This window comes from Chloroflexota bacterium (assembly GCA_026713825.1).
Classification (GTDB): Bacteria; Chloroflexota; Dehalococcoidia; order Lucifugimonadales; family UBA1127; genus UBA1127.
Genome location: JAPONS010000007.1, coordinates 1 through 18,597 on the forward strand (window position 1 = coordinate 1; position 18,597 = coordinate 18,597).

Annotated in this window: 22 protein-coding genes and 1 pseudogene; 18 read left to right on the forward strand and 5 right to left on the reverse strand. The window is 63.6% G+C overall.

Translation table 11 applies throughout. The features are described from left to right. The 13 genes from OXC99_00190 to OXC99_00250 all read left to right on the forward strand — a co-directional run. On the forward strand, positions 1 to 301 hold a 301-nt coding region (locus OXC99_00190; GenBank protein MCY4623420.1), incomplete at its 5' end, for a hypothetical protein. Positions 302 to 405: 104 nt separating this feature from the next. Then, positions 406 to 741 (forward strand): hypothetical protein, encoded by a 336-nt coding sequence (locus tag OXC99_00195; protein MCY4623421.1) that lies wholly within the window; start codon positions 406 to 408, stop codon positions 739 to 741. Further along, on the forward strand, positions 738 to 2,576 hold the full coding sequence (locus tag OXC99_00200) for an ABC transporter substrate-binding protein (protein ID MCY4623422.1): 1,839 nt from the start codon (positions 738 to 740) through the stop codon (positions 2,574 to 2,576). Before OXC99_00195 ends, OXC99_00200 begins: the two co-directional genes overlap by 4 nt. A gap of 58 nt (positions 2,577 to 2,634) precedes the next feature. Further along, positions 2,635 to 3,462: an SDR family oxidoreductase gene (locus OXC99_00205; GenBank protein ID MCY4623423.1), complete on the forward strand. Its 828-nt coding sequence runs from the start codon at positions 2,635 to 2,637 to the stop codon at positions 3,460 to 3,462. 134 nt (positions 3,463 to 3,596) lie between these two features. Then, on the forward strand, positions 3,597 to 4,553 hold the full coding sequence (locus tag OXC99_00210; GenBank protein ID MCY4623424.1) for an ABC transporter permease: 957 nt from the start codon (positions 3,597 to 3,599) through the stop codon (positions 4,551 to 4,553). Positions 4,554 to 4,572: 19 nt separating this feature from the next. Continuing rightward, positions 4,573 to 5,478: an ABC transporter permease gene (locus tag OXC99_00215; GenBank protein MCY4623425.1), complete on the forward strand. Its 906-nt coding sequence runs from the start codon at positions 4,573 to 4,575 to the stop codon at positions 5,476 to 5,478. A gap of 92 nt (positions 5,479 to 5,570) precedes the next feature. Continuing rightward, positions 5,571 to 6,572, forward strand: coding sequence for an ABC transporter ATP-binding protein (locus OXC99_00220; protein MCY4623426.1), 1,002 nt, complete (start codon positions 5,571 to 5,573; stop codon positions 6,570 to 6,572). A gap of 5 nt (positions 6,573 to 6,577) precedes the next feature. After that, the gene (locus OXC99_00225) at positions 6,578 to 7,594 is read left to right on the forward strand and encodes an ABC transporter ATP-binding protein (GenBank protein ID MCY4623427.1); all 1,017 of its coding nucleotides are present in this window, start codon (positions 6,578 to 6,580) and stop codon (positions 7,592 to 7,594) included. Between the two features lie 56 nt (positions 7,595 to 7,650). Continuing rightward, positions 7,651 to 8,454 carry a class II aldolase/adducin family protein gene (locus OXC99_00230; GenBank protein ID MCY4623428.1) on the forward strand — a complete coding sequence of 268 codons (804 nt, stop codon included), beginning with the start codon at positions 7,651 to 7,653 and terminating at the stop codon, positions 8,452 to 8,454. Between the two features lie 100 nt (positions 8,455 to 8,554). Next, positions 8,555 to 8,704 carry a hypothetical protein gene (locus OXC99_00235; GenBank protein MCY4623429.1) on the forward strand — a complete coding sequence of 50 codons (150 nt, stop codon included), beginning with the start codon at positions 8,555 to 8,557 and terminating at the stop codon, positions 8,702 to 8,704. Between the two features lie 447 nt (positions 8,705 to 9,151). After that, a complete protein-coding gene (locus OXC99_00240; GenBank protein ID MCY4623430.1) occupies positions 9,152 to 10,390 on the forward strand; it encodes a hypothetical protein in 1,239 nt (412 codons plus the stop codon). A gap of 11 nt (positions 10,391 to 10,401) precedes the next feature. Then, on the forward strand, positions 10,402 to 10,674 hold the full coding sequence (locus OXC99_00245; protein MCY4623431.1) for a hypothetical protein: 273 nt from the start codon (positions 10,402 to 10,404) through the stop codon (positions 10,672 to 10,674). Positions 10,675 to 10,786: 112 nt separating this feature from the next. Continuing rightward, positions 10,787 to 10,912 (forward strand): hypothetical protein, encoded by a 126-nt coding sequence (locus OXC99_00250; protein MCY4623432.1) that lies wholly within the window; start codon positions 10,787 to 10,789, stop codon positions 10,910 to 10,912. A gap of 562 nt (positions 10,913 to 11,474) precedes the next feature. Here OXC99_00250 and OXC99_00255 read toward each other — a convergent pair. The 5 genes and pseudogenes from OXC99_00255 to recA form a co-directional block, all read right to left on the reverse strand. Continuing rightward, a complete protein-coding gene (locus OXC99_00255; GenBank protein MCY4623433.1) occupies positions 11,475 to 12,596 on the reverse strand; it encodes an amidohydrolase family protein in 1,122 nt (373 codons plus the stop codon). Between the two features lie 59 nt (positions 12,597 to 12,655). Beyond that, positions 12,656 to 13,924, reverse strand: a complete 1,269-nt coding sequence (locus OXC99_00260) for a peptidase MA family metallohydrolase (protein ID MCY4623434.1) — start codon at positions 13,922 to 13,924, stop codon at positions 12,656 to 12,658. A 96-nt stretch (positions 13,925 to 14,020) separates the two neighbouring features. After that, positions 14,021 to 14,299: pseudogene (locus OXC99_00265) on the reverse strand (thioredoxin family protein). A 15-nt stretch (positions 14,300 to 14,314) separates the two neighbouring features. Further along, the gene (locus tag OXC99_00270) at positions 14,315 to 14,776 is read right to left on the reverse strand and encodes a thioredoxin family protein (GenBank protein MCY4623435.1); all 462 of its coding nucleotides are present in this window, start codon (positions 14,774 to 14,776) and stop codon (positions 14,315 to 14,317) included. A 14-nt stretch (positions 14,777 to 14,790) separates the two neighbouring features. Continuing rightward, a complete protein-coding gene (recA, locus tag OXC99_00275; protein ID MCY4623436.1) occupies positions 14,791 to 15,846 on the reverse strand; it encodes a recombinase RecA in 1,056 nt (351 codons plus the stop codon). A gap of 189 nt (positions 15,847 to 16,035) precedes the next feature. Here recA and OXC99_00280 point away from each other — a divergent pair, with 189 nt between their 5' ends. The 5 genes from OXC99_00280 (at position 16,036) to OXC99_00300 (ending at position 18,594) form a co-directional block, all read left to right on the forward strand. Further along, on the forward strand, positions 16,036 to 16,722 hold the full coding sequence (locus OXC99_00280; protein ID MCY4623437.1) for a biotin transporter BioY: 687 nt from the start codon (positions 16,036 to 16,038) through the stop codon (positions 16,720 to 16,722). 85 nt (positions 16,723 to 16,807) lie between these two features. After that, entirely contained in the window at positions 16,808 to 17,059 is a 252-nt protein-coding gene (locus OXC99_00285) for a DUF4258 domain-containing protein (GenBank protein MCY4623438.1), read from the forward strand. Continuing rightward, positions 17,056 to 17,256 (forward strand): DUF2283 domain-containing protein, encoded by a 201-nt coding sequence (locus OXC99_00290; GenBank protein ID MCY4623439.1) that lies wholly within the window; start codon positions 17,056 to 17,058, stop codon positions 17,254 to 17,256. The genes OXC99_00285 and OXC99_00290 overlap by 4 nt, the downstream gene beginning before the upstream one ends. Positions 17,257 to 17,277: 21 nt before the next feature. Continuing rightward, positions 17,278 to 17,427 carry a type II toxin-antitoxin system VapB family antitoxin gene (locus OXC99_00295; protein MCY4623440.1) on the forward strand — a complete coding sequence of 50 codons (150 nt, stop codon included), beginning with the start codon at positions 17,278 to 17,280 and terminating at the stop codon, positions 17,425 to 17,427. A gap of 75 nt (positions 17,428 to 17,502) precedes the next feature. Then, the gene (locus OXC99_00300) at positions 17,503 to 18,594 is read left to right on the forward strand and encodes a cobalamin-independent methionine synthase II family protein (protein MCY4623441.1); all 1,092 of its coding nucleotides are present in this window, start codon (positions 17,503 to 17,505) and stop codon (positions 18,592 to 18,594) included. Positions 18,595 to 18,597 lie beyond the last annotated feature (3 nt).

An 18,597-nucleotide genomic window follows, 5' to 3' on the forward strand; every position in this document is an offset into this window, starting at 1 on the left:
GAGCTACAACTACTCGGGGATCAACAACTTCCCGCTGCAGGACATCTGCCAGATCGAGGACCAGGGCGGGCCGATCATGGACCGGACGCGGGAGCGGCTGACAAGCCAGGACACGCTGAACATCCACATCCGGCACCAGCTGATCAAGGCGGCCCGCGACCTGCAGGAAGGGCAGGAACCGGCGGCCCCCCACCGGCCGGAGTTGTTCAAGGTGCGAAGCGGCAACGTCTCGGCGCCAAAGGACAAGCCGATGATGGAGATCTTGCGAGAGGCGCTGAAGGACCTGGTCCCGACGACATAGAGTCAGGGACTATTCCTACTGGACACTCTTTAACACGGCACACAGATAGAGGCGGGGGGCGAGTATTGACGAAATACGGGAGCGTTTACTTGTCAGCCCGTCATATGCGAAGGCCGGAACTTCTGGTAGCTCGGGAGCGGTTGGAGGCGGCGGGCCTCAAGGTGACCTCCCGTTGGCTCGACGGCCTGGGCCAGTCCGGCAACATCGCGCAGATGTCACGGGAGGACATCGAGCAGTCCGACGTGTACATCCTGCTCGGCGACGAGCGGGGGGACAGCGGACACCGCCATGTGGAGTTCGGCATTGCCATGGCGTTAGGCAAACCAATCATTGTGGTGGCCCCTGAGGCGGAGAATATCTGGCAACGCCTGCCGGGGGTCACCGTCGTCCAGGGGTGGGAAGAGGCCTACATACTAGCAGGAGGGGGATTACAGTCATGAAACGGCGGATCATGCGCGCGTTCATAATCTTTGGGGCTCTGCTTATGCTGCTCTCGTTAGTGGCAGCTTGTGGTGGGGATGACGACGACAATGGCACGACGTCCACCACCACCGACTCGTCTTCCACGACGGCTGCAGCAGTCCCAACGACAGCCGCAGCGATGACGGACACCGGCAGCGCCGCCCCGGCGGCGGACGCCATGGAGTCGTTCCCATCTGCGGTTGCGGAAGGGCAGTACAAATTGGAGCCGGATGAGGGCATTCCTCAATACGGCGGTTATCTCCAGCTGAGCGCCGGCGAGGACCCGAGGTCCTTGAACTTCCTCGACAACGTCTCCGCCGGAACCGGAGGAGTGTTGCAGGGGGTCTACGACCGGCTGGTTATCTGGAAGTTCGAGGGTGGCGAGAGAACGTGGAAGGAGATCGCCCCCGGCATTGCCGACAGTTGGACAGTGAGCGACGACGGAACGCAGTGGACGTTCAAGCTGCGTGATGACGTCGTGTTCCACGACGGCACGCCGTTGACCTCCGCGGACGTCAAGGCCACCTACGACCACTACGTTGCGTCCGCCGCTGGCGAGATTGATTTCCGTCCGCCCGCTCGGTCGTACGTGGGTCCCTTCGTCGAGACCGTCGAAGCCCCGGACGATTACACCGTGGTGCTCAACCTGAACGCGCCGGCTGCGGTGTTGCTCCAAAACCTGTCTGCTGCATGGGCGAACATCGTCTCCAAGAAGGACATTGACGAGAACGGCTTGGAATGGTTCGTCACCAACTCCAACGGAACCGGCCCCTTCCAGTGGGTGCCTGATAAGTGGGAGCGCGGCGTCAGTTTCGAGCTTGAAAAGAATGAGAACTACTGGCAGGATGGGCTGCCCTACCTGGACGGCAAGCGGTACACCATCATTTCGTCTTCCTCGCTGCTCCGGGCGGCCTTTGAGACCCAGGCCATTGACGTGACCACCGCCGCTGGCGTCGGAAACGTCGACGAGATTCTTAGCAAGCTCGGCGACAAGGTCCGCGTCGTTGAGGGCCCCGGTGGTTCGCCCGCCTGGGTCATGTTGAACACGACCAAGCCGCCATTTGACGACGTCCGTGTCAGGCAGGCCATCTACTTGCTGATTGACCGTGATGAACTGGCAAGCAAGATGCTGCAGGGAGCCCCGGGCTTCATCGGTACGTGGTTTGAGCCCAACACCTTCTCGGGCGGCTACGGCACGTCTCTGGACGAGTTGAGGCAGTCGGACCCGTCTTACATGACTGACAAGACGCAGGCGATTGCGCAGGCCACTCAGCTGTTCGCAGCGGCCGGCGTTGACCCCAGGGGCATCGAGCTGACGGTCATTTCACGGGGCAACTCGCCAACCGCTTCCACGTTCCTCGGAGGCCAGGTCCTGTCGCAGCAGCTGTCCGAGGTGGGCTTCGACGTCGAGTTTAGCGCCCAGGAGTCATTGGCTGCGGTCGAGGCGCTCAGGTCCGGCGAGGGCTGGAACGCCACCGTCTACACGAGCGCGCTCCCGTACCCGGCGCCTGAGTCCATGCTGAACCGGTACTTGTCCAGCACCGGCCAGCGGAACTACTCGGGCCTGGTCGATGACACCATCGACACTCTGGCTTTGAGTATCACCAGCGCCACCAGTGAGGAAGAGAGGCGCCAGAACATTACCGCGCTTGAGAATTACCTCAGGGAAGGCAAGAACGCCATGTTCTTCGTCTACTTCGGTGGCGTGCAGTTCCTGGAGCAGAGCTACGTCCACGGCCGCCGCTTCGTCTCCTCCTGGTTCGCGCAGTACGACGAGCGGACGTGGGTCGATGAGAATTCGCCAACGCGCTAGCGTGCGCGCCGACAGTTAACAGAAGACTGTTTGAAGTCTGATACTAAAGGGGGGCGTCATGGCTCGTCTTGAGGGAAAGGTCGCTCTTGTAACGGGCTCCGGACCCAACATCGGCAGCGGCCTCGCCTACGGTCTGGCCATGCATGGCGCCAAGGTGGCATGCAACGACCTGAGCCCGGAGGCGGCGGAGAAGGCCGCGGAGCGTATCCGGGCCGATGGCGGCGAGGCCATGGCGCTCCCTGGCGACGTTACGAACGAAGAAGAAGTCCGGGAGTACGTCCGGAAGGTTGAGGACGAGTGGGGCAAGATCGACATTCTCGTCAACAACGCGGCAATCCTGGGCGGACGGGGCGTGCTCGAGTACGCCTATGACGCCTACGAGCGGCAGGTGCGCGTCATCACCTCCGGCAACTTCCTGAACACCAAATACGTGGCCCACTCGATGATCGAGCGGGGCATACGCGGCAGCATCATCTGCACCCTTTCGACGGCCGCATGGTCGGGCACTGGAAGCGTGGGCTACTGCACGGGCAAGGGCGGCATCGTGAACTTCATCCGCTCGTGCGCCGTTGAGCTTGCACAATACGGCATTCGCGTAAACGGGTTCACGCCCATCGCCACCCAGCCTGACAACCCGGAGATCGTGGAGCAGTGGAACGAGCGGCAGGCGCAGGCCGGAGGCGGATCTCGCCAGCTGTTCACCCCGATGGGTCGGCAGCCAACCCCGACCGACTACGTGCCCGCCGTCGTGTTCCTGGCATCCGACGAGTCGCTGATGATTTCCGGGATCGACATCAAGATCGATGGTGCGGCGAGTTCGAAGCATTGGCGCTGGCAGGGCCCCGACATAGAGGCGCCTCAACCGATTTCCGTCTGGGGACTGTAGCTGCCGCTAGACACAAGCGTTTCACCAGTCTTCAACCAATGGGGGTTGCTTGGGACGCTGACACGGGTATCCTGTGTCAGCGCCAGTCTTGTTATTCTGCGTGAAGACACATTTGGCGGTAGAGGAAGCGGTCAATGCGCGAGTACATAGCGAAGCGTGTTCTGCTGATGGTGCCCACTGCCATTCTGGCAACGCTCATCGTCTTCACTCTGATGAAGATCGCGCCGGGTGACCCTGCAACCGCAATTCTTGCCGACCTGGACGTAATCAGCCAGGAGGCGGAGGCGGAAGCGCAGATCCGGGCGCAGCTCGGGCTGGACAAGCCTCTGCCCATTCAGTACATCAACTGGCTTGGCTCCGTTGTGCGCTTCGAGTTTGGCGAGTCCATCTGGCAGTACCGCCCGGTCCGGGACATCGTGCTCGAGCGGCTGCCGAGGACGCTCGAGCTGGGCGCGCTCATCGTGCTCCTGACCGCAATATGGGCCGTGCCGGGCGGCATTATCTCGGCCGTGCAACACAATAAGTTAACGGACCAGGTGCTGCGGGTCTTGAGCATTTCCGGGCTGAGCATCCCCAACGTGTGGCTGGGAACGCTCGTCATATTCGTCCTGGCCGCGTACTTCAACTGGATCCCATCGCTTCGCTGGCACAGCCCCACGGAGGACCTGGGTGCGAACCTCTCGCACATCATCTTTCCCGCGATCATCGTCTCGTCCTCGACCGGCGCGTCGATCCTGCGCATGACGCGCAGCCAGATGCTGGAGGTGCTGCGGGAGGACTACGTGCGCACGGCCCGCGCCAAGGGACTCGGCTTCCAGATGGTCCTCATACGCCACGCCCTGCGAAACGCACTCCTGCCCGTGCTGACGCAGTTCGGGGGTCTCATGGGCGTCATGGTCACCGGCGTCGTGGTGACGGAGACGATCTTCCAGGTGCCGGGCATGGGCAGGGCGATGGTGGAGGCCATCGGAAACAGGGACTATCCCATCATTCAGGGGTTGGTGCTGCTCAATATCGCGATGGTGCTGATGATCAATCTCATTGTTGACCTGTTGTATTCGGTCATTGACCCACGCATCCGTTACTCGTAGTACGTGAGGGAGCCGGCGCATGGCGATGGAAGGTGACGCGGCTGCTGTCAGGGCGGAGGAAGGAATCGTCCTGCGGACGCAACCGTCCTTTACAACGAAGCTGGCCCGATGGTGCCGGAAGAACCCCGTCGGCGTCGTTGGGTGGGTGCTGATTATGATCCTTCTGGCCATGGCGGCGTTCGCGGACGTGGCGTCCACCCACGAGCCCAACAACCTCGCCGGCAACATCAACGAGTTGCCGACGTCGACGCACTACCTGGGGACCGACCTCGTTGGCCGCGACATCTTCAGCCGGCTGCTTCACGGTGCACGGGTCTCCTTGGCCGTCGGGTTCTGGGCGGTGTTCATGGGCGTCACAGCGGGCCTCCTGCTGGGGCTCGTCAGCGCGTACGTGGGAGGGGTATTCGACCTGCTCATGCAGCGGCTCGTGGACGCGAACATCGCCATACCGGGCATCGTGCTGGCGTTGGTGATCGTCGCCGTGCTGGGGCCGAGCGTCACGAACGTGATCATCGCCCTTGCCGTCAACTATATCTCGACGTCCGCGCGGGTGACGCGGTCCGTGGTGCTGCGGGAGAAGGCGCGGGTGTACGTCGAGGCGGCAAGGTCGCTTGGCGCTTCCAGCACCCGCATCATGTTCCTGCATGTGCTGCCCAACTCGATATCGCCGTACCTGGTTCTGGTCAGCGTTTCCATCGGCAGCGCCATCATCGGCGAGGCGTCCCTGAGCTTCCTGGGAGCGGGCGTCGGCGCCGACACGGCGTCCTGGGGCTCGATGCTGTCGACGGCGGCGGCGCGTCCTTACGACGTGTCCTGGACGCTGGCCCTGGCCCCGGGAATGGCCATTGCCCTGGCGGTGCTGGGCTTCAACCTATTCGCCGACTCGCTGCGGGACACTTTGGACCCGCGGCTGCGGAACCGGTAAGGCGAGATGCGCAATCGCTCGACCGGGGCCGCGTTGGTCAGCGCTTTGCCGCCGGCGCGGGGGTCCGAGACACAAAGAATGGATGAGCGTGCATGAACCTTCTGGAAGTGAAGAACCTCTCGACTTACTTCTTCCAGGAAGACAGCACCGTGCGAGCGGTGGACGACGTCAGCTACGACCTGGAGGAGGGCGAGACGCTGGCGCTGGTGGGCGAGAGCGGCTGCGGCAAGAGCGTCAGCGCCCTCTCCATCATGAGGCTCGTCCCTGACCCGCCTGGCCGCATCGTCAACGGCGAGGTGATCTTCAACGACATAGACCTGGTCCGGCTCTCCGAGCAGCAGATGCGGACGGTGCGTGGCCGGGAGATCGCCATGATCTTCCAGGAGCCGATGACCTCGCTGAACCCGGTGCTGACCATCGGCCGCCAACTGACGGAGGCGCTGGAGCTGCACCTGGGGATGACCAGCTCCGAGGCGCGGAACCGGGCAGTCGAGCTCCTCGACATGGTGGGCATTCCGGAGGGCCGGCAACGGCTGAAGAGCTACCCGCACCAGTTCAGCGGCGGCATGCGCCAGCGCGTCATGATCGCGATGGCCCTGAGCTGCAACCCCAAGCTGCTGATCGCCGACGAGCCCACGACGGCGCTGGACGTCACCATCCAGGCCCAGATCCTCGAGCTCGTCCAGGAGTTGTGCAAGGAGCTTGGCACGGCGGTCATTCTGATCACCCATAACTTGGGCGTCGTGGCGCGGTACGCCCACCGGGTCAACGTCATGTACGCCGGGAAGATCATCGAACGGGGACTGGCCCGCGAGATCTACCATGAGCCGTCGCACCCCTACACGCTGGGCCTGCTGCGTTCGGTGCCGCGTCTGGACGTGACGCGGAGGGAGCGCCTCGAGGCCATCGAGGGCCTTCCGCCCGAACTGGACCTTCTGCCGAAGGGCTGCGCCTACTATCCGCGGTGCCCTTTCCGCATGGACCGGTGCCTGGAGGAGGTGCCGCCCCTCGAACCCGTCGCCGGGGGCCACCTGGCGGCGTGCTGGGCGAGCGAGACCGTTTACCAGCTCGCAAAGGGAGCACAGCAGCGATGACTGAAATGACTGCAGCGGCGCCCGCCAACGGCCACCCGGCCGACCCGCGCGACAACATTCTGGACGTGCGCAACCTCAAGATGTACTTCCCCATCACGTCCGGATTCATCCTCCAGCGCAGGGTGGGCGACATCAAGGCTGTGGATGACGTCAGCTTCTTCGTCCGGCGCGGCGAGACGCTGGGACTGGTGGGTGAGAGCGGATCCGGCAAGACCACCATCGGTCGCTGCATCCTGCAACTGGAGAAGCCGACGCAGGGCGAGGTGATGTTCGAGGGCACGGACGTCACCAGAGTCAGCCGGGAAGAACTGCGAGCGCTCCGCCGCCGCATTCAGATCATCTTCCAGGACCCCTACAGCTCCCTGAACCCGCGAATGAAGGTCCTGAACATCGTCGGCGAAGCGCTGACCATTCATAAACTGGTCAAGAGTAGGCGAGAGTACCGGCTGCGTGTTGGTGAGCTGCTGCAGCAGGTGGGGCTGAACCCGGAGATGGCCAACCGCTACCCGCACGAGTTCAGCGGCGGGCAGCGGCAGCGCATCGGCGTGGCGCGGGCGCTGGCCGTGCAGCCTGAGTTCATCGTCGCCGACGAGCCTGTTTCGGCGCTGGACGTGTCCATTCAGGCGCAGCTCATCAACCTGCTGAAGGACCTGCAGCAGGACCTGGGGCTCTCGTACCTGATGATTGCCCATGACCTGGCCATCGTGCGGCACGTGTCGGACCGGATCGCGGTGATGTACCTCGGCAAGCTGATGGAGGTGGCCTCCTGGACCGACCTCTACGAGACGCCCCTGCATCCGTATACGACGGCGCTGCTCTCTGCGGTCCCGATTCCGGACCCGGACATCGAGTCGGAGCGGGACCGCATCATCCTGCAGGGCGGCATCCCGAGCCCCGCGAACCCGCCGTCCGGCTGCGTGTTCCACACCCGGTGCCCCATGGCGATCGACGAGTGCAAGACCATCGTCCCGGAGCTGCGGGAGATCACCCCGGACCACTGGGCCGCCTGCATCCGCGTGTAGGCGGTACGCGGCGGCGCTCCAAGCACGTCTCAATCCAGAATTGGAGGTAAGGAGCCATGAAGAGAGAGTGGGAAGAGGTCAAATACCACGTGGCGGTAGCCAACCGCATCCTGGCGGAAACCGGCTTGGCGGCCGGGTTCCGGGCGTCCCTCGGCCACGCCAGCCTGCGCCTGCCAACGGACCCGGACAAGTTCATCGTCAAGGGACGCGGCTACGAGGTCGACGCCCTCTTCAGCATCACGCCGGAGCAGATGATCGTCTGCGACCTGGAGGGCAACAAGGTGGACGGGCCCCTCGGCACCACCCAGTGCATGGAAGTAAAGATGCACTCCTGCATCTACAAGTTGTACCCCCACGTGAAGTCCGTTGTCCACGTTCACCCCCACTACACCATCCTGGCGACGACGCTGCGCAAGCGGCTGCGCCCCATGAACCAGGAAGGCATCCAGCTTGTGCGCAACGAGCTTCCGGTGTGGGACCACGTGAAGACCGTCCAGACCGACGACGAGGGCATGGAGGTCGCGGCCCTGCTGGGCGACGGCAAGGCCATTCTGCTTCGCGGGCATGGCGCCACGACCGTGGGCAATTCCCTGGAAGAGTCTGTGATGAACATGCTCCAGCTGGAGGAGCAGGCCAAGATGAACTACTGGGCCTACTCCGTCGCCGGCGAGGATCATGCGTACATCGAGGACGCGCTCATCGACGAGATGACGAACCGCACACCGGCCCACGAGCTCCCGCACTTCAAGCCTTACATGCCCGCGGGTGGGCGCGCTCCACGCGTCGGAGGGGTCTGGGAGTACTACACGCGGCTGGTCACCGGCGATCCGTCGGCGAATCCGCCTATCAGTCCGCTGTAGGCAGCGCTTTCGGTCTCGGCCGACTACAACGCCGGATGACGTCTGAGGCTGGCCGAACGTCACGCAGGCGACGGTCTCCGTTGGCGACATTGTCTTCTGTGTGGAAGTCGAGCGGGACATACTCTCGCTGACGACAGCGGGGCAATCGCCGCTCGTACTCACCATCCTGGAGACCAACCTCGGCGGCAACGGCTATCCGGGGCTGGAGGTGCTGGGGCGGATGTGGGGGGAGGGCGCATTGCGACGGTAGTGTTACAGTTTGACACACCCCGTTCTGTTTGATGAGCTTACGAGGTTCAGGAGGGAGTGAGGGCGAAGAGCATAAAGGCGAAGCCGAAGCGTCCCAAGAATGCAATGGGCGCTGCCGTGATTGTAGCCAAGATCATCACGGGGGAAATAGAGGAAGAGCCCACGACGCGGTTCATCGTGGAAGTCGTGCCGGAGCCGCCACCCAAGAAGTAGAATCTCAGGAAGATACTCCCCGGCTAGGAAGCGGTCGGAGAGTATCTTTTTGTGTGGGTGATACCCTCCTCGGTTTGACATACACCATGCGGATTGCTAGCCTGACCTAGCTCTGACAAGCCAACGCAGTCGCTTTGTGTCTGCGAGTGGGGCCTTTATGCCCCCTTGCGGTGCAAAGACAGGGTGACGGCGGCTTGTCAGAGCATGGCCCTAACTCTTCCGCAAGGGGGTTCCTATGTCTCGCCGTACCGTCATTGCCGTTGCCTGCGTCTCCGGCTTACTTGTCCTGCTGCTGTTCTCTGCTGTAGGCTACCTGTGGACACAGCGCGCCTCTCTCACTGCGGAGCTGGCCGTAACTACGGCCATGCTCACAAATACCAAGGATGATTTGGCGCAAACCGAGACCATTCTCCAGGAGACCAAAGACGTCCTGACGTCGACGGAGACAACTCTAGGCGAAACGCAGGCCACGCTGGATGACACCCGGGCGGACCTAGTGCAGACCCGTACAGATATGAACGAGGTCACAGAGGAACGTAACGCCGTAGCCGAGCAACTGACCCAAACCCAAGAGGAGCGGGACCGCTACCAAGCAGAGGCGCACCGCCTCTCCACGGCTAACAAGATGTTGACCGACGAGAAACGCACCCTCACCCATGAGAAGATCGTGCTCCAGGGGCAGCATGACCACCTGCAGCAGCAAAATGGTGCGCTTCTTACGAGCAACGAACGGATGGAAGCCCGTGTAGACGTAGCGGAACGGGAACGAGATACGGCGCGCCGTGACCTGACGGAGTTGCGCGCCTCTATGGGCAGCGTCCAAGAGCTGGAGCGCAGAGCCAGTCGGATACGCGCGGAGATCTCCGTGCTGGAGGACCGGCGCAAGCCCCTCATCCTCTCCGCTAACGACACCTACGTGACCGGCTTCCAATGCACGGGCAGCATGGAGCCGCGCCTAACCTGCCTTGACGAGGCGGAGTTCCTGGCGGACTTCCAGCCAGAGAATATCACCCTGGGCGCCTCCATCAGCTTCAGAAGCCGCGCGTGCTGGAGCGATGCCCCGCCGAATGCAAACACAATGCATCGGGTTGTGGATATCCGGTACAGCTCCGGCGCCTACTACTTCTGGCCAAAGGGGGACGCCAACCTGAGCGGCGACTGTTGGGTTCCCCATACCGCAGTCAACGGCTACATCATTGCAATCTTCAAGAACACACGGCCGGAGAACGCGGAGCTGCGGAACAACGTGAACACGGCCAAAGCCCGCCTAGTTGTCGCGTATGACGCTGCCATTGCCCACCGGGAAGCGAATGGGTGCCACAACCCCGATGTGGTTTGCTACTTCTCCGGCACTGCGTACACGAAGTGGATGCAATTAGATCGGGCATGGAAGGATGCGTGGAACTACTACGACTGTTGGTATCAGAACGCCGTGGACTCCAAGTATCCGGGGCACATTCCACATACCTGCTAAGCGGGGAGGAGATGGTGGACGACCCGAACACGAACATTGAGGCTGCAGGAGTAACGCCGTGGGCTATCGCACTTTTCACGATTGCCTTGGCAGATGGGCTGTTGGATGCTGAGGAACGGGGTGTTCTTGATGCAGCGGAATGGACAAGGCAAGTCGAGGCGCTACTAATGCCGCAAGTACGTTCAAATCCTCGTCTGACAGCAGAAGACGTGTCCAATGTGGAGCGTCTTTTTGCCCAGCTTCAGGCAGTGCTAGTGCGCCGTAGACGACGTCCGAAACCCTAAGCCTTGGCAATAACATAGTTTCCTCGTATATTTTGGCAAACGTATCCATGGGTTCCTCCGATCCAAGACTACCAAATGTTGCTTTTCGTTCAATTTCAGCTATAATTCCTATGTGAATCAACTACCACGAGACAAGCCCATCCACATGAGCATCGGCCTTCTGACGACTCCCGCGATGGTGGCGGGCCTCATAGACCACCCGCTCACGTGGAAGTGGTTTCTCCAAAGACTGCCATAACGAAGCTGTAACACTACCGGTTGGCGTACTCTATTGACAGAATTTCAGAACACATGTACGGTGAACGAAACTTAACGGTGAAGGAGTCTACAATGAGAATACCGAGGGACGGAATTCGCCAAGAAACTGACGGCCAAAGACTTGCCCACGAGATGCACGAGAGTCTTGAGGCTGAACAGCGGGCCAAGGAGAAGTTAGTCGTCGACTCACCTTGTGCCACAATTCTCCAGACTGAAATTGTGCTTGGGCCTGACGGGAATCTCACCAGCACGCTGGAAGAGTGGCTTTTGGCAGAAGAACGCGCGAATCAAGCATTTGCTGCATACGAAAGGTATTGTGACCAACAGGACGGGCGCCATCCATAAAGCCGTTCCGCCCGGAAGCAATTTCAGTGGCGAAGTCTAGGAATCACAAGACGGGGCAACCAGGAGGTTGTCCTTCTGTTCGGGAGACCCTTCGACGGGCTCAGGGCAAACGGGCAGGTGGAGGCGGGTGGCTGGCGTCGGGGTTCCTGCCCCCGTATCGGGGTGCGGGGCAGGCTTCGCAGGAACGAGGGAAGGGGTTACACCTTCAGGTTGAAGCACCGCGATGGGTTGTCCCACAGGAGCTGCTTCATGAAGCCGGGCGTGACACCCTCGACGCTGGTCAGGATGTCCAGCCCGCGCGGGAAGTCCATCATCGCGTCCCTGTGCGGGTAGTCCGACGCCCACATGGTCACGCCGCCGCCCAGCGAGCGCTCGATCATCGGCAGCGCCTCCTCGCCCGCCTCGCAGGAGACAAACGCCTGGCCGCGCCGGAAGTACTCGGACGGCTTGTGCGCGCCGCCGTAGCCCTCGTTCAGCATCGGGTTGGACACCTGCTGGTCCAGCCGCTCCATCCAGTAGGGCAGCCAGCCCGCGCCCGACTCGAGGAAGGACACGGTCAGCTTGGGGAAGCGGTCGAGGACGCCGCCGCTGGTCATTGCGAGGCACGCAGCCATCTGCTCCATGGGGTGGCACGCCGCGTGGTGCGCGAAGTGCGTGTTCACCCGCCCCTGTGGGAACCACGGCAGCCGGTTCTGGATGCCCTCGTGTACCGAGATGTTGACCCCGTACTCCTCGGCGATGGCGTAGATGGGGTCGTACGCGCGGTCGGACATGAGGCGGCCCATGTGCGGGTTCGGGCGCCAGAAGATGCCCACCATGCCCAACTCCGTCGCGCACCGCCGCAGCTCCTGCGCAGCCAGCTCGATGTCCTGGAGCGGCAGCAGGCAGACGCCCTTCAGCCGGTCCGGGTTGTGTGACATAAAGTCGTACAGCCAGTTGTTGTACGCCCTGCACATGGCCGCAGAGAGGTCAGGGTCAAGAGTGTCTCCCCAGGTGGCGTAGAGGCCGATGCCCGTGAAGCATACGGCGATGTCGACGCCCTCGGCGTCCATGTCTTCCAGGTACGCCTGCGGCTCGAAGTTGTGCGTCATGCCGTGCTTGAACTGCTTGCGCCAGATGGGGTCCGTCGCCATGCCGGCCCCGGGCGAGCCGAGCGAGTCGTCGTTCTGCAGCACGCCGCCGATGCGCGTGGCCAGCGTGAACCGTCCGCCCATCTGCACGTTGTAGTGCTGGAACCGCTTCTCCAGGTAGTTGTCCCACATGTCGATGGGCTCGACGACGTGGCGGTCGCAGTCAATCGTCTTGAATCCGGCTTTCATGGTGGTCCCTCCCAGGCAGTGAAGATACGGGGCAGGGTTGCGAGTGTCAACCGCGAGAGCTACGGCTTGCGGCGGCGCGCCAGCAACCCCACCAGCAGCAGCGCGGGCACAGCAACCGCGAGATCCAGCCCACCACCCTCGGCGCGGTTGCAGCCGCCGGCCTGCGTCGACTCCGGCTCCGTCGCGACGGCCGGTGACGCCGCATCCGACCGCTCCCCGGGCGCGGCGGTGGGAAAGGGCGTCGAGCCCACGCCGAAGGGCACGAGCGTCGCTCGCGGGATGGGCGTGGGCAGCGCCGAGCGGCTAGGCGTCGCCGCGAGTGGAATCGCGCCGATGCGCGTCCTCCACTCCTGCTCGATCCCAGTGCGGTCGATGCCGTAGGAGGCCATCAGCGCCTCGTCGATGGGTGCGCCGTCGCGCAGCTCCCGGAGCAGGTCCTGCAGCGGCCCCTCGCCGTAGGTCTCAATCATGTAGGTCACGACGCTCTCGGACTGCCCGTACATCAGCAGGGCGTCCTCCGGCCTGCCAGGCGGGCTCGTGAGCGAGGTGAGCGGGAGCAGCGTGTTGTCGTAGAGGCGCCGGGAAAACACGTTCTCGAAGCTGAAGCTTGGGAAGGGGTTGGCATACTCGGCGAGCCCCTCATTCAGCCAGGCGGGCACAGAGCGGGCGCCTCGGCCGACGGCGAACCGCATGAGGAAGTGCACCGTCTCGTGGGCCGCCACGCCCTCCACATCGGGGTTGCCGCCCAGCAGCAGCACGACGCCCGTGTCGCCGAAGGAGACGCCCTCCGTGACCAGCGTGCCCTCCTGCACCTCGCTCCGCGGAGGCAGTGCATCGCGCATGTCCCCGATGCTGTTGTACACCGTGAGCCGCAGCGTGTCCCGCTCCTCGACGCCCATGAGCGCGCCCATGCGCTCGAGCGCCTCCTGCGCGGCCTCCAGCGCGCGCCGGGCACGGCCCTCCTGCCCGCCGTAGTGGAGCAGGTACACGCCCGGCGCGTCGATACGCGACCACTCGAAGCGCGGGTCCAGGAAGATGGTGCGCTCTGGCTCGGACGCGATGACGTTGCCCGCTGCGTCCGTCGCCTCCACGGAGTACTCGATCTCCGCGCCGGGCGGGATGTAGCGCGCGGCCGTGTCCGTGCGCACCAGCAGGCTTGTCGTCACGCGGCTCGCCGGGTCGAACTCCAGCGGCGCGTTGCGCGACACCTGCTCCCCCAGCACGCGGAACCGCAGCCGCGCCTCGACGATCTCAACCGGCGCGTCCAGGGTAATGTCAAAGCGAAGGCCGTCAGGGAATTCGGTTTGGGGTTGGATGGTGAATTGCACGCCGACTTGCGCGGATGCCGTGTTGGCGCTCGACAGCACAAGCGCTGCGGCAAGCAGCGGGACAGCGAGAAGAAGGAGAGTGCGGCGCATTCGGGGCTAGCGGCCGAAGATGCTGGTGGGGCCGCCCGCGGCGTCGCCGCCCGATGGCTTGCCCTTCTCTTCCAGCAGGTCTTCCTGCCCAACGACGCTCAGCATCTTTTGCAGCAGGGTCCGCTCGTTCACGGCGCCCAGCACTTCCGAGACGCCGTTGATGATGGTCTTGGGTACAGCCCGGACCTGATGGATCTGCGAGAGGTGGGGGAATTCCTGCGCCTCGACCACCTCCGCCTGCACCATGGGGGTCTCCATTGCCATTGCGTGCGCCAGCCTGGCGACGACAGGGCAGTGCGGTCAGGTAGGTGTCACGAAAACCTGCAGCTGCACCGGTTTCTCCAGCCGCCGGAGCGCCTTGCGCGTCGTCAGCTGCAGAGGGCTGGTGCCCTTGGCCGCTGCGATGATGTCCTCGATGAGCGTCATGACCTCGTAGCCGGCCGGGATGCCGTAAAAGCGGAGGTTGGAGGACTCTTCGCCCTCGCCATGGAGCGTGATGCACGGCACCCGCTCGACGCCGTGCTCGCGGGCGGCGTCGGCGTCGGCGTAGAAGTCCTTGACGGTCAGGTGCACGTGCTTCGACGCGGCCGCCACCTCGGTGAGGAACTGCTCCGTCTGCGGGCACGTGGGGCACTCGCGGCCGGGCAAAATGAGGCCGCCGACGTTGCGCACGGTGTAGAGCGTCATGCTGACGTCGCGCTTCACGTCCTTCCTGAAGCGCGCCTCCAGCGCCTTGCGGTCCTGATCAGAGAGAAGGGGCATAGTGCACCTGAACCTTAAGCGTTTTCCTCTTCTTCCGGCGGGTCGGCGTCGCCGAGGCCGTTGGTGACGAGCTCGACGGTGGGCTCCGCCGCCGCGCGAATCAGCTGCTCGATCTCGTTGGCGGTCTCCGGGTGGTCGCGCAGGAAGTCCTTGGCGGCCTCGCGCCCCTGTCCGAGCCGCATGTCGCCGTAGGAGTAGAAGGCCCCGCTCTTCTTCACGATGTTCTGGGCCGCGCCCAGGTCGAGCAGGTCGCCCTCCTTGGTGATGCCATGGTTGAACATGATGTCGAACTCCGCCACGCGGAAGGGCGGCGCCACCTTGTTTTTGACGATGCGGGCCCGCACCCGGTTGCCCAGCACCTCGGTGCCGTGCTTGATGCCTTCGATGCGGCGCACGTCGATGCGGACGGACGAGTAGAACTTGAGCGCGCGTCCGCCCGGTGTCGTCTCCGGGTTGCCGAACATGACGCCCACCTTCTCCCGGAGCTGGTTGATAAATACGACCACGGTGTGGGACCGGTTGATGGACGCCGTCAGCTTCCGCAGCGCCTGCGACATCAGCCGCGCCTGCAGGCCGACGTGCGTATCGCCCATATCGCCTTCCATCTCAGCGCGCGGCACGAGCGCGGCAACGCTGTCGATGACGACGATGTCGACGGCGCCGCTGCGCACCAGGTAGTCGGTGATCTCGAGCGCCTGTTCGGCGAAGTCGGGCTGCGAGATGAGCAGTTCGTCGACGTTGACGCCGATGCGCCCGGCGTAGGACGGGTCGAGCGCGTGCTCGGCGTCAATGAACGCCGCGACGCCCCCAAGGCGCTGCGCCTCCGCGACGATGTGCAGCGTGAGCGTCGTCTTGCCCGACGCCTCCGTGCCGAACACCTCGACCACGCGGCCCCTCGGCACGCCGCCGACGCCCAGCGCCAGGTCGAGCGCCAGGGAGCCGGTTGGGATGGCGTCCTTCTCCATCCTCGCCGCGACCTCGCCCAGCCTCATAATGGAGCCCTTGCCAAACTGCCGTTCTATGTGGCTCATTGCCACGTCAAGGGCCTTTTGCTTCTCAGCAGTGGTCATGCACACCTCAGTCTGCGGCGGGTGAAATTGGGGGTACTCTAGTCTCCCCCATTCTACACCGTCAAGGGTCGCACGGCGTGGTTTCTCGGCATGTAATGAGCACGTTTTGCCGACATGGCCGTCTGCGCGTTGACACGGCAGGGAACCCAAACCTAGACTCCCACCCAGACAACACCTAAAGGAGTCCATATGCAAGCCGCAGCCAACCCCCGGACCCTCATCGACGCCATCGTCCCGCACTACCGGCCCGACGACCGCGTCTACGCCATCGCCCGCGACATCGCGATCATGGTGGGCTTCGCTCTCTTCGTGTCGCTCTGCGCACAGATCGCCATTCGACTGCCCTGGACGCCCGTGCCCATTACAGGGCAGACCTTCGCCGTTCTGGTGACGGGCGGCGCGCTGGGCGCGTGGCGAGGCGCTGGTTCCCTGACCATCTACATGCTCATGGGGAGCATGTGCATGCCGGTTTTCGCGCCGGGGGCTGAGGCAACAGGAGGCGCCTGGGACGCCCACTTTATCCTGCCCTGGAGCGGCTCCTGCGGGTTGGTCTGGAGCCTGTCCAGCGGCGGCTACATCGTCGGCTTCATCGCGGCGGCTGCCCTCGTCGGCTGGCTGGCCGAGCGAGGATGGGACCGCAAGCAGTGGGTCCACCTCTCCATGTTCCTCGGTAACGCCGTCCTCTACATCCCCGGCCTCATCTGGCTCAACATCGACGCCGCCGACGGCGACTGGGCCAAGACCCTCGAGTGGGGCCTGTACCCCTTCATCGTAGGTGACATGATGAAGCTCTTCCTCGCATCGCTGACGCTGCCCGCGGCGTGGGTGCTGGTGGCCAAGCTGCGCGGGCGGGGAGATGGCGGAGGCGATACCTAAGGCAAAGTAATTGTGATCGCGTTCGGTCCTCGCTAAAGTGCGATGGGGTTTGCGCATTCGCAATTTGCTTTAGGTGACAGATTCAATGGAGTTGGTCTTTTCTGAACATGCCGAGCAGGTGATTGTTGAGCGGGAGATCTCCCTCGAGTGGATTGAATCAGTGTTGAATGAGCCCATACTGCGCGTGTCCGACGGCAGGGACCCGGATGTGGAACTCTTCTATCGTCGTATTCCGGCCTTTGGCGACCGGGTATTGAGGGTCGTAGTGAACACCAACGTTGCGCCGTGGAAAGTAGTGAGCGTATTCTTTGATAGGAACGCTGGAGGACGGCTATGAAATTGAGCGTGGATAAGGCCGCAGACGCCCTCTACTTGCGCTTGGACGAGTCCAAGATTGTGGAGTCGGAAGAGGTGTCGCCCGGCGTTGTGCTGGACTACAACGCGGACAATGAAGTTGTGGGCGTGGAGCTGCTTCGTCTCTCAAAGCGCTCTCAGACGTTGAATCTCTCCTCTGTCCTCTTTGAGACGGCCTAGTCGCCGAGCATGGATTCTGCCATGGCGCGAATCACAATTGACAAAGAGGACGTCGCCTGTGCGAAGACTATGCGCCGTTACGGTTTCGCGACCAAAGAAGAGGCCGTGAGCTTCGCATTGAGGAAGCTGGCTGAGGAGCCGATGTCGCTTGACGAGGCGCGCGCCATGTGAGGTTCCGGCTGGGCCGGCGATTTAGCTGCATTGCGAAGCGACCGTCTTTCGTCCAATCAAAAGGGGGCCCACGCCATGCCCTACCGCACGGACCACGTCGGCAGCCTGCTCCGACCCGAGCGGCTGCTCGTCGCACGGGAGGCGTTCAAGGCCGGCCGCCTGCCCCTCGAAGATCTGCGTGCCGTCGAGGACGAGTGCATCCTTGAGGTCTTCCAGCGCCAGAAGGACATCGGCATAGAGGTGTTCTCGGACGGCGAGTTCCGCCGCCAGTCGTACACCACGGACCAGTACGAGGCCATCGAGGGATTCGCCCCGGAGTACCCCAAGGCGCCGAGTACGCGGCCGGACGGCACGGTGGTGACGGTGCAAATGCACACCAAGCCGGTCGTCGGCAAGCTTCGTCAGCTACGCCGGCTCACGGAGCACGAGTCGTCCTTCCTCCTCGCGCACGCGCCGCGTCCGTTCAAGGTCACCATGCCGACGCCGGTGCGCGTCCCCGCCTCGCAGCCCAACATCCCCGCGCCCTACGCGAGCCTCGCCGAGATCAATGAGGACATCACCGCCATCTTCCGCGACGAGATGGTCGCGCTGGCCGACGAGGGTGTGACGTACCTCCAGCTCGACAAGGTGCCCACGCGCTTTGTCGACCCGGAGGCGCGGGACGCGATGCGCGCGCAGGGGCTCGACCCGGACGCGGAGTTCGCGGCGGAGGTCGCGCTGGAGAACCAGTGCTACGACGCAGCCCGGCGCGAGGGCGTGACCTTCGCCATGCACTTCTGCCGCGGCAGCCGCACGTGGTGGCAGGGCGGCGCGGGCGCCTACGACGCCATCGCGGAGCAGGCCTTCGGTGACCTGCACGCCGACCGCTTTCTGCTGGAGTACGACACGGAGCGGGCCGGCGGCTTCGAACCCCTGCGCTTCGTGCCGAAGGGCAAGTTCGTGCACCTGGGGCTGGTCAGCACCAAGAACGGCGCGCTGGAGGACCAGGACGCGCTCCTCCGCCGCATCGACGAGGCGTCCAGGCACATAGCTCTTGACCAGCTCGGAATCGGCCCGCAGTGCGGGTTCCAGGGAGCGTCGGAGCGTGACGGCGCGCACATGACCATGGACGAGCAATGGCGCAAGCTGGAGCTCATCGTGGACACCGCCCGCAAGGTCTGGGGCTAGGGG

Coding starts and splice junctions, on each gene's coding strand:
- OXC99_00195 (MCY4623421.1), top strand. CDS start 406: ATGCGAAGGCCGGAACTTCTGGTAGCTCGGGAGCGGTTGGAGGCGGCG.
- OXC99_00200 (MCY4623422.1), top strand. CDS start 738: ATGAAACGGCGGATCATGCGCGCGTTCATAATCTTTGGGGCTCTGCTT.
- OXC99_00205 (MCY4623423.1), top strand. CDS start 2,635: ATGGCTCGTCTTGAGGGAAAGGTCGCTCTTGTAACGGGCTCCGGACCC.
- OXC99_00210 (MCY4623424.1), top strand. CDS start 3,597: ATGCGCGAGTACATAGCGAAGCGTGTTCTGCTGATGGTGCCCACTGCC.
- OXC99_00215 (MCY4623425.1), top strand. CDS start 4,573: ATGGCGATGGAAGGTGACGCGGCTGCTGTCAGGGCGGAGGAAGGAATC.
- OXC99_00220 (MCY4623426.1), top strand. CDS start 5,571: ATGAACCTTCTGGAAGTGAAGAACCTCTCGACTTACTTCTTCCAGGAA.
- OXC99_00225 (MCY4623427.1), top strand. CDS start 6,578: ATGACTGCAGCGGCGCCCGCCAACGGCCACCCGGCCGACCCGCGCGAC.
- OXC99_00230 (MCY4623428.1), top strand. CDS start 7,651: ATGAAGAGAGAGTGGGAAGAGGTCAAATACCACGTGGCGGTAGCCAAC.
- OXC99_00240 (MCY4623430.1), top strand. CDS start 9,152: ATGTCTCGCCGTACCGTCATTGCCGTTGCCTGCGTCTCCGGCTTACTT.
- OXC99_00245 (MCY4623431.1), top strand. CDS start 10,402: ATGGTGGACGACCCGAACACGAACATTGAGGCTGCAGGAGTAACGCCG.
- OXC99_00255 (MCY4623433.1), bottom strand. CDS start 12,596: ATGAAAGCCGGATTCAAGACGATTGACTGCGACCGCCACGTCGTCGAG.
- OXC99_00270 (MCY4623435.1), bottom strand. CDS start 14,776: ATGCCCCTTCTCTCTGATCAGGACCGCAAGGCGCTGGAGGCGCGCTTC.
- recA (MCY4623436.1), bottom strand. CDS start 15,846: ATGACCACTGCTGAGAAGCAAAAGGCCCTTGACGTGGCAATGAGCCAC.
- OXC99_00280 (MCY4623437.1), top strand. CDS start 16,036: ATGCAAGCCGCAGCCAACCCCCGGACCCTCATCGACGCCATCGTCCCG.
- OXC99_00285 (MCY4623438.1), top strand. CDS start 16,808: ATGGAGTTGGTCTTTTCTGAACATGCCGAGCAGGTGATTGTTGAGCGG.
- OXC99_00290 (MCY4623439.1), top strand. CDS start 17,056: ATGAAATTGAGCGTGGATAAGGCCGCAGACGCCCTCTACTTGCGCTTG.
- OXC99_00295 (MCY4623440.1), top strand. CDS start 17,278: ATGGCGCGAATCACAATTGACAAAGAGGACGTCGCCTGTGCGAAGACT.
- OXC99_00300 (MCY4623441.1), top strand. CDS start 17,503: ATGCCCTACCGCACGGACCACGTCGGCAGCCTGCTCCGACCCGAGCGG.